At 67.3% G+C, this 13,793-nt stretch carries 12 protein-coding genes; 8 read left to right on the top strand and 4 right to left on the bottom strand.

Annotation, left to right across the window (positions count from 1 at the left end; translation table 11 throughout):
• The first annotated feature begins 7 nt into the window (after nucleotides 1-7).
• Nucleotides 8-394 carry a hypothetical protein gene (locus CBM2586_RS24105; protein ID WP_115690286.1) on the top strand — a complete coding sequence of 129 codons (387 nt, stop codon included), beginning with the start codon at nucleotides 8-10 and terminating at the stop codon, nucleotides 392-394.
• A 123-nt stretch (nucleotides 395-517) separates the two neighbouring features.
• Here CBM2586_RS24105 and CBM2586_RS24100 read toward each other — a convergent pair whose 3' ends face one another.
• The gene (locus CBM2586_RS24100; RefSeq protein ID WP_115664225.1) at nucleotides 518-1,780 is read right to left on the bottom strand and encodes an MFS transporter; all 1,263 of its coding nucleotides are present in this window, start codon (nucleotides 1,778-1,780) and stop codon (nucleotides 518-520) included.
• A 560-nt stretch (nucleotides 1,781-2,340) separates the two neighbouring features.
• Between CBM2586_RS24100 and CBM2586_RS24095 the strand changes: the two genes are divergently transcribed.
• On the top strand, nucleotides 2,341-2,607 hold the full coding sequence (locus CBM2586_RS24095) for a hypothetical protein (RefSeq protein ID WP_172583332.1): 267 nt from the start codon (nucleotides 2,341-2,343) through the stop codon (nucleotides 2,605-2,607).
• A 108-nt stretch (nucleotides 2,608-2,715) separates the two neighbouring features.
• Here CBM2586_RS24095 and CBM2586_RS24090 read toward each other — a convergent pair whose 3' ends face one another.
• On the bottom strand, nucleotides 2,716-3,078 hold the full coding sequence (locus tag CBM2586_RS24090; RefSeq protein WP_115690282.1) for an EF-hand domain-containing protein: 363 nt from the start codon (nucleotides 3,076-3,078) through the stop codon (nucleotides 2,716-2,718).
• Between the two features lie 306 nt (nucleotides 3,079-3,384).
• Here CBM2586_RS24090 and CBM2586_RS24085 point away from each other — a divergent pair, with 306 nt between their 5' ends.
• Together CBM2586_RS24085 and CBM2586_RS24080 are read left to right on the top strand one after the other, a co-directional pair.
• Nucleotides 3,385-4,548, top strand: coding sequence for a porin (locus CBM2586_RS24085; RefSeq protein WP_012354452.1), 1,164 nt, complete (start codon nucleotides 3,385-3,387; stop codon nucleotides 4,546-4,548).
• A gap of 750 nt (nucleotides 4,549-5,298) precedes the next feature.
• Nucleotides 5,299-6,105: a lysozyme inhibitor LprI family protein gene (locus tag CBM2586_RS24080; RefSeq protein ID WP_240988021.1), complete on the top strand. Its 807-nt coding sequence runs from the start codon at nucleotides 5,299-5,301 to the stop codon at nucleotides 6,103-6,105.
• 90 nt (nucleotides 6,106-6,195) lie between these two features.
• On the opposite strand, the gene sctR is transcribed toward CBM2586_RS24080, so the two are convergent.
• The gene (sctR, locus tag CBM2586_RS24075; RefSeq protein WP_115664230.1) at nucleotides 6,196-6,855 is read right to left on the bottom strand and encodes a type III secretion system export apparatus subunit SctR; all 660 of its coding nucleotides are present in this window, start codon (nucleotides 6,853-6,855) and stop codon (nucleotides 6,196-6,198) included.
• 43 nt (nucleotides 6,856-6,898) lie between these two features.
• Nucleotides 6,899-8,098 carry a type III secretion system cytoplasmic ring protein SctQ gene (gene sctQ / locus CBM2586_RS24070; RefSeq protein WP_115690276.1) on the bottom strand — a complete coding sequence of 400 codons (1,200 nt, stop codon included), beginning with the start codon at nucleotides 8,096-8,098 and terminating at the stop codon, nucleotides 6,899-6,901.
• A gap of 203 nt (nucleotides 8,099-8,301) precedes the next feature.
• Here sctQ and sctV point away from each other — a divergent pair, with 203 nt between their 5' ends.
• Genes sctV through CBM2586_RS24050 form a run of 4 tightly spaced genes read left to right on the top strand, consistent with a single transcriptional unit; the run spans nucleotide 8,302 to nucleotide 13,700 of the window.
• Nucleotides 8,302-10,473, top strand: a complete 2,172-nt coding sequence (gene sctV, locus CBM2586_RS24065) for a type III secretion system export apparatus subunit SctV (protein WP_115690274.1) — start codon at nucleotides 8,302-8,304, stop codon at nucleotides 10,471-10,473.
• Nucleotide 10,474: 1 nt separating this feature from the next.
• On the top strand, nucleotides 10,475-10,741 hold the full coding sequence (locus tag CBM2586_RS24060) for an EscS/YscS/HrcS family type III secretion system export apparatus protein (RefSeq protein WP_018007333.1): 267 nt from the start codon (nucleotides 10,475-10,477) through the stop codon (nucleotides 10,739-10,741).
• A gap of 56 nt (nucleotides 10,742-10,797) precedes the next feature.
• On the top strand, nucleotides 10,798-12,564 hold the full coding sequence (sctC, locus tag CBM2586_RS24055) for a type III secretion system outer membrane ring subunit SctC (RefSeq protein ID WP_115690272.1): 1,767 nt from the start codon (nucleotides 10,798-10,800) through the stop codon (nucleotides 12,562-12,564).
• Nucleotides 12,564-13,700: a type III secretion system protein SctD gene (locus CBM2586_RS24050; protein WP_115690270.1), complete on the top strand. Its 1,137-nt coding sequence runs from the start codon at nucleotides 12,564-12,566 to the stop codon at nucleotides 13,698-13,700. The genes sctC and CBM2586_RS24050 overlap by 1 nt, the downstream gene beginning before the upstream one ends.
• The last annotated feature ends 93 nt before the right edge of the window (nucleotides 13,701-13,793 follow it).

Here is a 13,793-nt window from a genome sequence, read left to right as displayed (position 1 = left end):
GTATTCGATGAAGAAGCAGATCTCAGCCATGTTGTTTGCCGGCAGCCTCGCACTGTCCGGCCTCTCCGGTCTGGCCATGGCCCACGGCGCCAAGCCCGCCCAGTACGGCGGCATCGTGCAGGCCGCCAGCGGCCTGCAGTTCGAACTGGTCAACAAGGATGGCGCGGTCACCATTTATGTCGACGACCATGACCGGAAGCTGCCGGTGGCCGGTGCCAGCGGCAAGCTGACGGTGCTGACCGGAGCGCAGAAGACGGAAACGGCGCTGAACCCGGGGACGGACAATGCGCTGGTGGCGGCCGACAAGCTGCAGCTCAAGGCCGGTTCCAAGCTGGTCGCGACGATCAGGTTTGCCGACGGCAAGACCGTGACGGCACGGTTTGTGGCGAAGTGAGTGCCGCGCTGGCTCTTCTGGGGCCCGATCTGAAGCCGGGGGCAAAACTTGCGTTGCAACCGGGCCCGCTCGCCTGCGCGGCGTCGACAGGTAGATTGCAGTCCCGCAGCGGGCCCGGAGCAGTCAGCCGAGTGGCTTGACCCGGCGGAATGCGTGCAGCATCGCAAGGTCGTATGCGATCTTCAGCAGGCCGCAGGCGACCAGCGGCGTGCTGGCGTAGCCGTGCGCCATCAACGCGGCGGCGAGCGCAGGGCTGAGCGCCGCCGCAAGGCTGCGCGGCACTGCGGTCAGGCTCGCGGCCGCCGCCCGTTCAGGCGGGGTGACAACAGCCATCACATAAGCCGTCCTGGTAGGCACATCCATCTGCGACAGCGCGCTGCGGGCCAGCAGCAAGGCCAGGCTCAGCGTCAAGGTGGGCGCAACGGCTGCGGCGATCAGGCAAAGGCTGGACGGGATATGCGTAAACACCATCGTGTTAAGCAGCCCGATCCGTCGCGCCAGCGGCACCGCGGCGAGCTGCGAGAACGTCGTGAGTATTCCTGCCACGAAGAAGAACTGGCCGGTCGCGGCAGCGCTCAGGCTGAAACGCTGCATCAGCCACAGCGACAGCAGCGAGTTGACGACGAGTCCACCTGCGAACGCGTCCACGCTGAACAGCATGGCCAGGCGCAATACGATCGGACGGGACGGCCCCAGAGGCGTTGCCGCCGCGCTCGCGGACTGATGTGGTTGCGTGGCAGCCACGCGCGCATAGAGACGCCATAGCAACAGCCCTGCGATCCCGTAGAGAACGAACATCAGACGCATCGCATCGAGCGAGGAGAGCCGGGATTGCCCGGCCAGCCATGCTGGAATTGCCGCTGCCAGTGCCCCCAATGCGGACGAGAATGCGCCGGTCAGGCCGTAGCGGGCGAACAGCGCCGTGCGGGTGTCAGGCGACGCGGATTCCGCCAGCCGCGCGTGTTCCAGCGGCAGAAAGACACTGACGTCGCCGGAGCCAGGATTAAGCGTGCCGACGAAGGCGATCACCAGGAGGGGCCACAGTGTAGAGACGCCCGCAAAGCCGAGGCCGGTCGCAAACATCAGGGCCGCCGCCAGCATCAGCAAGCGCCGTTGCGGGTACCGGTGCCCGAAGATCCCGACCAGGATCGTGGCGAAGGCAGATCCGATCAGGGTCGCGCTGCTGATGAGCCCGACTGACAGCGAGTCGAAGCCGAGCGCCAGCAGGTAGGCGGGCAACAGCACGGCAATATAGCCGTCACAGATGCCACGCAGCGCACGGCCGGCAAGCAGCGGCACGGCGTCGGGGTGAACGCCGGATGGCAGCGCGATGCGTGCGAGCCAGTTACTGCCAGCCTTCGCAGTGTGGTCATTTTGAGCAGCCATGACATCCCTGATTCTTGTCCGATGGCACTGGCCGGTTACCGGGAGGGCGCTTGCCTGCTTCAAGCTCGGTGGTCCATGTGGGATCAGTGCCGCACCAGCGGGCAAGCGGCAAGACCGGTCAGCGCGACACCAGCGATGATGACCGGCTCGGGCAGCTTCTGGAACTTTAGCAGCACAGTGCCAGCAGGATGGTTGGCATATCGGCTATCGACCGAGCACCGCGCAGCGTTGGGGACCGTGACGGCCTTCGGCGATGGCCGGAAGGTGGTCGGGGACGTGACCAAGCTCACGGCTTGTTGTGGAATCGTCCGCTGCTTTGGTGAGAGGCGCAGCCGACGCATGCAGCCGGCCGGGAAACTAGCCATGTGCTGACTGAAGCGCACAGCCGCCCGGGGCGAGCAGCAAACACCGGTTGGCACCAGATGTGGAAAAGGTAGCGCTCTGGGTCCAGCCGGCATACAGTTGTGGAGGCGGCGATGTCACAATCGTAGCCGCCATGCGTTCGCACCAGCTAGGCAGTGGGGTTGAAGGCACCAGGCTGATCCATGAGGGGAGGAGCTATGTCCCATTCCTATGTTCTGCATCCGATATCGCTAATTGCGACATTGGTAATTGGCAGCGTCACGTTTGCCAGCGCCGCATGGGCGACAGAGCAAGCGCAGCAACGCCGAGCCGGCCGCGACGTTCGCCAGGAAACGCGTCAGGACGCCAGGCAGACGAAGCAAGACTGTCGTGCCACCGACCAGCAAAGCAATGCGAATTGCCGGCAGGATAAACGTCAGACCAAGCAACAGGGCCGCGAGACAGCACGGGATATCAAGTACTAGACGCAACGGCACCCGCCGAGGGCGGACAGGGAAAGATGCGGGCGGGAGCTACGGCTCGGATGCGCCCGCTTCGTCCACTTATAAGGCTGCAAGGAATCTGCAGCGCTTTCAGTTCCAGATCGGATCTTCCTTCTGCATCTGGTCCTTGGTCTTCTTCATCCAGTAGGAACCGATCTGGCGCTCGGTGACATAGCCCTGCTTTTTTACGTCGATCTTGTCGAAATTTTCGTAGACCTTTGGCATTCCCGCCTGGGCTTCGTCGCGAGTCAGCTTGCCGTTATGATTGGAATCGGCTGCCTTGAAGCGCTCGGCAATCAGCGCCTTGGCCTGGGCCGTAGTCGGAGGCGCTGCAGGAACATCGGATGGCGCCGCCCCCGGTGGGGACGCTGGGGCCGTCTGGGCGGCCGCACCTAGCGAAGCCAGTGCCATCAGGACTGCGAAACCAAATGCGGGCAATTTGCATACGGACATGTCGCTCTCCTCGATACGTTATGTGTGTTTGGGCTCAGACACGGAAACGACTTCTGGTCAAGCTCCTGTGAGCCATGGCTCACCAGCATTCTAGGCGCTCCGCACGGAGCGCGCTGCACTGGCGACTGTTGCAACCGGCCGACACTGTTTTCCGTTTCTAGCGTTTCAGGTCATCAGATGTTGGCGTAGGACGAATTGCGCTCCTATGCTCGAACAGGTTGCCTGGCAGCCTGCTGCAGGGCCAGCCATCCAGCGCATGAAGTCGTGGTTGAACCACCAAGAAAAAAGAAAGAGAGGAGAGCGGGCATGGCACTGAAAAGAATGGCCTTGATGTCATTGCTGGGATGGCCACTGGCAACCGTTGCGCAGTCAAGCGTCACGCTGTACGGCGTGATCGACGCCAACGTGGAATACGTCAACCACGCCGGCGTCGTGCCGACGGCCGCCAATGGTTTTAATCCGGGACCGGCCAACGATGCCTACCGTCTGACTTCGGGAGGGCTATCCGGCTCCCGCTGGGGCCTGCGCGGCAACGAAGACCTGGGTGGCGGCATCAAGGCTCTCTTCGTGCTGGAAAGCGGCTTCGGCATCGACAACGGCTTGTCGCAGCAAAGCGGCCGTCTGTTCGGACGCCAGGCATACGTGGGCGTCCAAAGCAGCCGTCTTGGCATGGTCAGCCTTGGCCGGCAATACACCTCGATGTTCGAGGCCCTGGCCAACTTCTCTCCGACCGCCTATGCCACGCAGTATGAGCCGGTCGTCATGCAATCTGGCCCCAATTACCGCGCCGACAACACCGTCAAGTACACCGGGAAGTTCGGGGGACTGACGGCGCTGGCGCACTGGTCCTTCGGCGTCGGGGTGGCCTTGCCCGCCTCGGTGGGATTCCCCATTCCGATCGGCGGCAATGGCGAAGTCCCGGGGCAGTTCCGGCGCGACACCGCCTATGGCGGGGCGCTGGCTTACACGTTCGGCCCGTTCGCCGCGACCGCGGGCTATGACCAGTGGAATCCCACCATCGGCACCGGCACCGGCACCATCAAGAAAGCCGCGGTAGGCGCCAGCTATGCCTTCGGCCCGGCCAAGATCATGGGCGGCTACCGTTGGGGCCAGAACAGGAATGCGGCCGATGCCCTGATCCAGCGCGATGACTTCTACTGGGTCGGCGCCAACTACCAGGTCACGCCGGCGCTGGCACTCACGCTCGAGTACAACTACGACGATCTCAAGAACCTTTACGGCAATACAAGCGTGGCCAATCCGTGGCAGATCTCCTTCGTGGCCGACTACTCGCTGTCCAAGCGTACCGATGTCTACGTGACCACTGCCTATGCCAAGAACGCCGGCTTGATGCTTGACTCGCTCGCGACCGTCTTTGCCAACAGTCTGTCGCTTGGTAACAGCTATGTGCTGGGCAACGGGCAGAGCAATATGTTCGGCGTCGCCTTGGGTATCCGGCACAAATTCTGAGCCGACCCGCAATCGTCGCCTAGTTCCTGCACGCATTGCGTCGCAGCCTTCTGGAGGGCCACGTGTTAATCCGAAGCACAATCGTCTCTGCCTGCGTGGTGACCATGCTGGTTTCCGCATGCTCGACCACGCCGATAGCCGCAAGTCAGGCGGCGCAAGCACCTTCCGAGCGGCTTAGCGGATTGCAAACGCCGCCACCCGGCGAGTTTGCAACGCTGGTCGTGACCCGGGACCAAGGGTTCTACGGCAGCGCTTGCGATACCGTCCTGTCAGTCGATGGGAAGGAAGTTGGCCGACTCAGATCCGGTGAGGTGGCGCGGTTCTACGCCAAACCGGGGGCGATCATTCTTGGCGCCCAGACTTCGGCCATGTGTCTCGGTGGCTTGAAGGAGAGGGAGGTAAGGCTCGCTCCAGCCGCGACGGTCCGTTACCGGATTTCCATCGATTCGAGTGGCGGCCTGGATTTGTCCCCGACCGCATTCTGACTGCAAGGTCTTCACCTCCGGCGGACTCCCGACCCGTTGGCGCCGTTCGAGCTTCCCCGCCGCAACGGCGCCGGTCCGGTCAATGGTGCTCCCCGCAGATGTCCTATCCCGCAAGTTGGAAGCCAGCTCCTTTAGTTCTGGGCAGTCATGCCTGCGCAGCACCGAGCGCCCCGCAGCCAGGCCCGCGGTGGCGCGGAGCCTGGGACCACGGCTGCTGTTCTGGGTTGTTTTCACTGTGCTCATGTTCCCCGGCGTGGTGCTGGCGATGGACTTCACGATCTACCACCAGCCGCAGATCAATCTGAAAATGGTAATCGGGGAGGGGACGATCCGGGACGGAGATGCAAGGAAGTTCCTCGCGGTCGCCGGAACCGCCGACCGCGATGAAGAAGGACTTGTCATCCTTGTTCTGAATAGTCCGGGCGGAAATGTGGAGGCCGCGTTCCGGCTAGTCGACGCCATGGATAAGGTTCGCGTCTATACAACCGTTCCAGACAACGCCAGGTGCGCGTCAGCCTGTGCCTCGATCCTGTTCGCTTCAGGGGAGCGCCGAAGTGTCGTCGGTACCGGTCTGCTCGGCTTTCACAGTTGCTACCGGCGCGGCGGTGGCGACATCTACGCGGCGGACTCGCTGTGCAACGAAATCATCGCCGCAAATGCCATGCAAAGGGGCATCAGCCACGCAGCCATCAATCGCTTCGTCAAGCGCTATGGTGCACGTGACATGGCATGGGTCGGGCGCAACGTCGCATGCAAGTCATTGGAGGGTCTGTGCCGGCCAGGCCTGCTCGAAACGCAAGACGATTCCAGGGCTGCCCTCATGTACAGTCTTGCATGCAGCAAGCTCATCACCGTTCCGGCGCGGCTGATTTGCGGGGATACAGAGCTTGCGCGGGTCGATCAGACATTGGCAGGCATCTACGACCAGAAGCTGAACGCGTCGGCGGACAAGCGGCGCTTACGGGAGGATCAGCGTGCATGGCTGCGCAATTCCCGCAACAAGTGTAGCGACAAGGCTTGCCTGCTGCGAAGCTATGATCTGCGCATCAACGAACTCAGGCTGATGCGATAGGGTGCCCGGAACCTGCCCACGGCCGATGCGGAGATGGCGGGCTGCCACCCTCCGGTGGCGAACGTCGCACCGGCGCAAGGGAAGCCGCCCTCAGCGGTACGACAGCACCAGCCCCTGGATCAGCTGCGTCCATCCCTCCAGCATCACGAACAGCAGCAGCTTGAACGGTACCGAGATCGTGGTCGGCGCCACCATCGACATGCCCAGCGCCAGCAGGATGGCGGCGACGATCAGGTCGACCACCACGAATACCAGGTAGACCACGAAGCCGATCTGGAACGCCCGCGTCAGCTCCGACAGCGTGAAGCTGGGGATCAGCACCATCATGTCGTCGGACTTGAGGTCGTCGGCGCGGCCCTCGGGCCAGATGCGCTTGGCGGACTGGACGAAGAAGCTGCGGTTGCGCTCCTCGGTGTGCTTGACCAGGAAGGCCTTGAGCGGACCGCTGACCGCGTCGTAGACGGTGACTACGTCGTTGACGTTGAAAGCGGCGTTGGCGTCGGCGCGGCGCTTGATGGCGTCGAAGGCGTCGGTGCCGATCGGCGCCATGATGTAGGCGGTCAGGATGATGGCGATGCCGTTCAGGACCATGTTCGGCGGCACCTGCTGCAGGCCCAGGGCGGCGCGCAGCAGGCCGAACACGATCACCAGCTTGGTATAGCTGGTCACCATCAGCGCGACGAAGGGTGCAATGCCGAACGTCAGGATGATGGTCAGGATCAGGACCGGATTGTAGAGTCCGCTGTTCATCGCATCCCCCGGGCCGCAACGGGATAGGGCTGCCTGCCGGGGCTCATGCGTCGCCGCCGGCAAAGGTGGTGATGCGCACGCCCAGCCGGTTGCCGACCGCGATCAGGGTGCCGGTGCCGATGCGGTTGCCGTTGGCGACGATGCGCACCTCGCTCTGCTTGAGCGGCTGCGGCAACTCGAACACATAGCCCGGGGCCACCGCGCGCAGCTCGGCCAGCGGTACCGCCACGTCGCCCACTTCAAAGCGCAGCGTCACCTCGAGCTGATCCAGCCGCGACAGCGGCGGCTGTGCCGCGTCGGGGTGGGGGATGGGCTGGGCCTGCCGTGCGGGGTCTTGCTCTTCCATATGCGCTCCGTTTGAAACGTCCGTGCGGTTGGGCCCGTCGGCGCCGGCCTGCACCACCAGTCGCCGGCCTTCGGCCAGCGCGGTCCAGGCCGGGCCGTGGCGCCCGGTGGTACAGCGCACCACCAGCGCGCCGCCCTGCGCCTGCCAGTCGTCGATGCCGACGATGTCGCCGGCCCCGATGCCATGCATCTCGCCCAGCGCCAGGCGCGTGGTGCCGATACGCACCGCGATCGGCACCGGCAGGCGCTCCAGCCACGCCGGTGCCCGCGCGGGCGTCCCCGCGGGCAGCGCCGCAAGGCGTTCGGGCTGGTCCAGCTGCAGCGTGCCGCGCAGCCGCGCCGGCGGGGCGTCGCGCCACAGTTCGAAGCCGAAGGCGTGGGCCGAAGCCAGGGCCTGCGCACGACCGCCGTCAGGGTGCCAGTCGAACGCGTCGGGCACGGCTTGGCCCAGTGCCGCCACCGCTTCGGCCAGCGCGTCTGCCATCAGCGCGTGGCGCAGCAATGCGGGCAGCGCTTCGGCGGCGCCGGGCGCCCCCAGCAGCACGCGTTCGCTGGCCACATCCCAGCGCAGCACGCCGTGGCTGCTGCCAAAGGTGAAGGCATAGCCGGCCGCGGGCCGCGCCGTGATCGCCGGGTCGGCGGGTACGAAACGCAGTTGCCAGTCCTGCCCGCCGGCGCGCACCGGCACGGCGGCCGCGCGGCAGGCCAGCCAGCCGGACAGCCGCGCGGCATCGGGCTCCATATGCGGCAGCGCCGGCGTGGCGTCGAGCCCCGCCGTGGCCAGCCGTGGCGCCGCCGCGGCGCTGTGCACCAGCACGCGCGCGGCGCTGCCGGGCGCAGCCGCGGCGGGCGCCTGGGCGGACGGATCGCGGCCAGGGCGAGGCAGGACGGAGGACATGTTGGGCGGCTCGGTTGCTCGAGACGCAACGATAAGCAGCGGGGTGCAGCCACGTCCACTACGAGGCCTTGTAGGCCGCCGCCGGCAGCCGCCCGGGACGGGCCGTGCAGGCCGGATGTGCGGCCCGCGCTACGAATCCTCGGTACTGGTCGCTGTGCCGGGCCGGCCATACACTGCGCCCACTGATCCCACCGGCAAGGACGATGGCGAAACTCCCGGCAAACCTTCCAGCGTTCCCGCGCGGCCTTGGCCCGGGCGCGCCGGGGCTGCAGCAGATGGCCGCGGCGGCGTCGCGCCAGTCAGACCTGGCGCTGACGCTGCTGCTGTTTGCCGTGATCGCGCTGTTCGTGCTGCCGCTGCCGACCTTCCTGCTGGACCTGCTGCTGACGATCAACCTGGGCATGAGCCTGACGCTGCTGATCGTCGCTACCTATATCCCGTCGGCGCTGTCGCTGTCGACGTTCCCGTCGCTGCTGCTGTTCACCACGCTGTTCCGGCTGTCGCTGAACATCGCCTCGACCAAGCTGATCCTGCTGCATGCCGACGCGGGCCACATCATCGATACCTTCGGCAAGCTGATCGTCGGCAACAACGTGGTGGTCGGCGGCGTGGTGTTCCTGATCATCGCCATCGTGCAGTTCATCGTCATCGCCAAGGGCTCGGAGCGCGTCGCCGAGGTGGGGGCGCGCTTTGCGCTGGATGCGATGCCGGGCAAGCAGATGAGCATCGACGCCGATGTGCGCGCCGGCACCATCACCGCCGGCCAGGCGCAGGAGCGCCGCCGCGCGCTGGAGCAGGAATGCCAGCTGCACGGCGCCATGGACGGCGCGATGAAGTTCGTCAAGGGCGATGCCATCGCCGGCGTGGTGATCGCGCTGGTCAATATCCTGGCGGGCATCACCATCGGCACGCTGATGAAGGACATGAGCATCGGCGAGGCGCTGCAGCGCTATGCGATCCTGACCATCGGCGACGGCATGGTGTCGCAGATCCCGTCGCTGCTGGTCTCGATCGCGGCCGGGGTGGTGATCACGCGGGTCTCGTCCGATGAAGACCGCACCCGCTCGCTGAACCTGGGCAACGTCATCGGCAAGCAGATCCTGGCCCAGCCCAGGGCGCTGGTGGTGTCGGGCCTGGCCATTGCCGTGTTCCTGGTGGTGCCGGGCTTTCCGAAATGGACCTTCGGGCTGATGGCGCTGGTGGTGGCCGGCGGCGGCTACCTGCTGCTGCGCCGCGCGCAGCGCAGCACCGGCACCGTCACCTGGATCGAGATGGCCGACGCGGCGGAGGGCGCGGCGGCGGGCACCCGGGCCGCGGTGGCGCCGGCGCTTGCGCTGGAACTGGACGAGGGGCTGCGCGGGCGCATCGATCTGCGGCTGTTCGAGCAACGCATGACCACCGCCAAGGAAGAGGTCGAGGCCGAGCTCGGCATGGTGTTCCCGCGGCTGCGCATCCAGCACCGCGCGCTGGCCGGGCGCGACGCGTATGCCATCCGCGTGCAGGACGTGGTGGCTTCCGGCGGCGTGCTGCGCCCCGGCAAGCGGCTGCTGGAGCCGGGCGCGCGGGCGCGCGTGGACCAGGGCCTGGCCGAGGCGGGCGCGCCGTTCGGGCCGTTCCAGGAAGTGGTGTGGGTGCCGGCCGGGCCTGGCGCCGCCGGGGCCGGCAACGCCGACGGCGTGCGCACGCTGTCGTGCGAGGAGGTGCTGGCGGTGCACGTGGGCGCGGTGATCAAGCAGCATGCGGCGCCGCTGCTGGGCATCCAGGACGTGCAGGCGATGATCCACGTGATCCAGGCCGAGGCGCCGGACCTGGTGATGGAACTGGCGCGGGTGGTGCCGCTGCAGCGCATCACCGACGTGCTGCGCCGGCTGCTGCAGGAGGGCGTGCCGATCCGCAACCTGCGCACCATCTTCGAGAGCCTGGTCACCTGGGCGCCCAAGGAAACCGATGCGATCGCGCTGACCGAGCTGGTGCGCGTGGACCTGGGCCGCCTGATCACCAGCCGCCACGTCGGCGCCAACCGGTCGCTGGACGCGGTGCTGTTCGAGCCCGCGCTGGAAGCGCGCGTGCAGGGCGCGATCGAGAAGGCGGCGCGCGGCAACCTGCTGCTGCTCAGCCACGAGGTCACGCGCGATATCCGCGAGCAGCTGCGCGTGCTGCTGGAAAAGGCCGCCGAGAAGGCAGGCGCGGCAGGCGCGGTTGGTGGATCGGGCGCCGCGCGCGTGGTGGTGGTGGTCAGCGTCGACGTGCGCCGCTATATCAAGCGGCTGATCGAGCCGGTCGCGCCGCGCATCCCGGTGCTGTCGTACCAGGAGGTCGATGAAGACGTGACGCTGGTGCCGGTGGGCTGGATCCAGAACCCGGCCGGAGAGTGAGATGGGCGCCGACACCATCCTCGACATCACGCGCCAGGCGCTGCTGGTGGTGCTGTGGGTCACGCTGCCGGTGGTGCTGATCGGCACGCTGGTGGCGCTGGTGGTGGCGGTGCTGCAGGCGGTGACGCAGATCCAGGACCAGAGCATCGGCACCTCGGCGCGGCTGATCGCGGTGCTGGTATCGCTGGTGCTGCTGGGCGGCTGGCTCGGCGGCGAGGTGATGCGCTTCGCGCAGCGCGCGCTGCAGACCATGCTGACTTTTCTTTGAAGAAGCGCAAGCGATGCGCAGGCAAGCACGCAGGAACAACGGACAAGCAAACTGACATGATGCTGGGGCACCACGGGGAACACCGATCGACTGGCCGCGCCACGCGCGCACCGGCATGGCGCCAGGGCACGCCGGGGCAGCCATGGCGCGCCGCCGCGGCGCTGCTGTGCCTGGCGGGGGCGCTGCTGTGCGGTACGCAGGGGGCGCGCGCGGCGGACCTGCGCTGGCCCAGCAAGCCGTTCCAGGCCTCGGCCAGCGACAAGCGCCTGGCCGATTTCCTGCGCGAGCTGACCGCCTCGCAGGGCACCACCGCGGTGATCGACCCCAAGGTCGAAGGCACCATCAGCGGCAAGTTCAACGAATCCGCACAGCACGTGCTCAAGAGCGTGTGCTCGATGTTCGGGCTGACCTACTATTACGACGGCTCGCTGCTGTATATCGACGTCGCCAGCGAGGCGCGCAGCGAGGTGCTGCCGATCGCGCGCGGCTCCGGCGCGCGCCTGCGCGATTCGCTGGAGCGGATGCAGGTGCCGGACTCGCGCTACCCGATCACCATCAACGATGCCGAGGGCACGCTGATGGTGTCGGGGCCCAAGCGCTACGTCGAGACCGTGCGCGCGGCGGTGCGCGCGGTGGACGACCGCTCGATCGCCGACGAACGCGCCGAGATCCAGCTGTTCCCGCTCAAGTACTCGTGGGCCTCGGACTTCCGCATCAACCGCGCCGGCAAGGAGATGACCGTGCCCGGCGTGGTCACGGTGCTGCGCAACCTGTACGGACGCAACCGCACGCTCGCCAATGGCACCGGTCCCAGCCTGGGCACCAGCCGCGGCGCCACGCGCCAGGCCAAGCTGCGCATGGGCGAGGGCGGCGGGGGCGGCATGGGCATCCCCGGCGCCGACCCGTCGCAGATGCTCGACGCGATCGGCGGCGGCACCGGCCTGGGCCTGCAGAACAACTGGGGCAGTGGCCAGTTGCCGCAGTTCCAGGCCGATACCCGCCTCAATGCGGTGATCGTGCGCGACACCCCGGACAAGATGGCGCAGTACCGGCGCCTGATCGAATCGCTCGACGTCAAGCCGCGCCTGGTGGAGATCGAAGTCACCATCATGGACATCAGCCAGGCCGACCTGGACAGCCTGGGGGTCGACTGGCGCCTGCATACGCCCCATGTCGACCTGCAGCTCGGCGGCGGCAACGGCAACGCCGGCCTGAGCTTCGGCAATCTCGCCAACGAGGCCGGCACCACCGCGGCGACGATCGGCAGCGGGCTGCAGTTCACCGGCGCCATCGGCAGCGACGTGACCCGCTACCTGCTGACGCGCGTCAAGGCGCTGGCCGAGCGCGGGCAGGCCAACTTCGTGGCGCGGCCCAAGGTGCTGACGCTGGACAATACCGAGGCCGCGCTGGAGAACCTGCAGGAATTCTACGTGCGCGTCGACGGCTTCCAGGACGCGGGCCTGTTCAACGTCACCGCTGGCACGGCGGTGCGCGTGACGCCGCTGGTGGTCGACGAGCAGCAGAACCGCGCGGTGATGCTGACCATCGACATCGCCGACGGCAACCTCTCCGGCGAGACCGTCGACCGCATTCCGGTGGTGCGGCGCCGCTCCATCACCACGCAGGCGATGGTCGAAGAGGGCAAGAGCCTGCTGATCGCCGGCTACACCACCGAGGAAAAGATCAACGCCTCGTCCGGCGTGCCGCTGCTGCAGGACGTGCCGATCATCGGCAGCCTGTTCAAGTACCAGGAGAAGCGCCAGAACAACATGGAACGCTTCTACCTGCTGACGCCGCGCCTGGTGATTCCGGGGATGAGCTGATGGCCGACCTGCGCGATTCTCCCGCTTCCGGCTGGACGCTGCGCTTTCTCGGCGGCGACGTCTATGGCCGCCAGGTCACGCTGCGGCGCGGCGCCAACGTGCTCGGCACCGCGGCGGACGTGGACATCAGCGTGCCCGGCGCCGCGGTGCAGCCGCGCCACCTGGTGCTGAACGTGGGCGAGCTGGCGGTCTCGGCCGAGCGCGTCGGCGAGGCCGCGGTCAACGTCAACGGCCGCGCCACCACGCAGCGCGCGTTCGCGCTGGCGGGCGGCGACATCCTCACCATCGGCGCGCTCGACGTGGAGTTGCTGCGCGCGCAGCCCGGCATGTCAGAGGCCACCGACACGCTCTTTGCCTGGGCCGAGTCCGGCCGGCGCGCCGCGCGCGATGCCGACGCGCAGCAGCAAGGCGGGCGCCGGCCCGGGCGCGCGCTGCTGGCGGCGCTGGGCGTAGCCGGCGTGGTCGCGCTGGTCGGCGCCGGCTGGCTCGGCGCCACCTATGCCGGCGGCGGGCTGGCGCCGCGCACGCAGCAGGCGGACCCCGCCGCGGTGCGCAAGACCGTGGCGGCGTATCCGGAGCTGGAGGTGGTGTCGCTGCCCAACGGCACGGTCACGGTCAAGGGCTTCGTCAATTCGCGCGTGGACCGGCAGCGCATCGTGCAGGCGCTGGCGCCGTTCGGCCGCGGCGTGCAGCAGCAGGTGCGCTCAGCCGACGACCTGATCGAGCATATCCAGCGCTATCTCGACGAGCCCGGCGTGGGCATCGCCTACCAGGGCCAGGGCCGGGTGCTGCTGAGCGGCACCGCCGACCCGGTGCACGGGCGCGACAAGGTGCGGCGCGTGATCGAGGACCTGCACCCGGGGGTGCTGGTGTCCGACAAGATCGATTACCGCGAGACCGCCGAGAGCCGGCGCCGCGAGGTGCGCGATGGCCACATGGAGAACTGGCAGGGCGTGTTTCCCGCGCGGGTGGTCAGCATTACCGAGGACGGCAACGGCACGCGCTCGGTGCAGCTGGCCAACGGCGCGCGCTATTTCGAAGGAGCGGTGCTGAAGAACGGCGCCGAGATCGAACGGATCGACGCGGACGGCGTGGTGCTCAAGGACAGCCCGGTGCCGCCGCAGGCACGGCGATGACGGCGCACGCGCGCGCCGTGCCACAGGATTTGCGCCCGCGGGCGCAGATGCCGCTTGCCCCCGGAGGGCAGGTGTTTGACGCCAACCTACCTG

It is taken from the genome of Cupriavidus taiwanensis (assembly GCF_900250115.1).
In the GTDB taxonomy this organism is placed as follows: domain Bacteria; phylum Pseudomonadota; class Gammaproteobacteria; order Burkholderiales; family Burkholderiaceae; genus Cupriavidus; species Cupriavidus taiwanensis_B.
Note: the sequence above shows the minus strand (reverse complement) of the source record. Positions and strands in the feature narration are given on the sequence as shown.

Excerpts from the sequence above, each read along its gene's own strand:
- sctV (WP_115690274.1), top strand. The coding sequence starts at position 8,302 with ATGGCGAAACTCCCGGCAAACCTTCCAGCGTTCCCGCGCGGCCTTGGC.
- CBM2586_RS24080 (WP_240988021.1), top strand. The coding sequence starts at position 5,299 with ATGGACTTCACGATCTACCACCAGCCGCAGATCAATCTGAAAATGGTA.
- CBM2586_RS24060 (WP_018007333.1), top strand. The coding sequence starts at position 10,475 with ATGGGCGCCGACACCATCCTCGACATCACGCGCCAGGCGCTGCTGGTG.
- sctQ (WP_115690276.1), bottom strand. The coding sequence starts at position 8,098 with ATGTCCTCCGTCCTGCCTCGCCCTGGCCGCGATCCGTCCGCCCAGGCG.
- CBM2586_RS24105 (WP_115690286.1), top strand. The coding sequence starts at position 8 with ATGAAGAAGCAGATCTCAGCCATGTTGTTTGCCGGCAGCCTCGCACTG.
- CBM2586_RS24095 (WP_172583332.1), top strand. The coding sequence starts at position 2,341 with ATGTCCCATTCCTATGTTCTGCATCCGATATCGCTAATTGCGACATTG.
- sctR (WP_115664230.1), bottom strand. The coding sequence starts at position 6,855 with ATGAACAGCGGACTCTACAATCCGGTCCTGATCCTGACCATCATCCTG.
- CBM2586_RS24085 (WP_012354452.1), top strand. The coding sequence starts at position 3,385 with ATGGCACTGAAAAGAATGGCCTTGATGTCATTGCTGGGATGGCCACTG.
- CBM2586_RS24100 (WP_115664225.1), bottom strand. The coding sequence starts at position 1,780 with ATGGCTGCTCAAAATGACCACACTGCGAAGGCTGGCAGTAACTGGCTC.
- CBM2586_RS24090 (WP_115690282.1), bottom strand. The coding sequence starts at position 3,078 with ATGTCCGTATGCAAATTGCCCGCATTTGGTTTCGCAGTCCTGATGGCA.
- CBM2586_RS24050 (WP_115690270.1), top strand. The coding sequence starts at position 12,564 with ATGGCCGACCTGCGCGATTCTCCCGCTTCCGGCTGGACGCTGCGCTTT.
- sctC (WP_115690272.1), top strand. The coding sequence starts at position 10,798 with ATGATGCTGGGGCACCACGGGGAACACCGATCGACTGGCCGCGCCACG.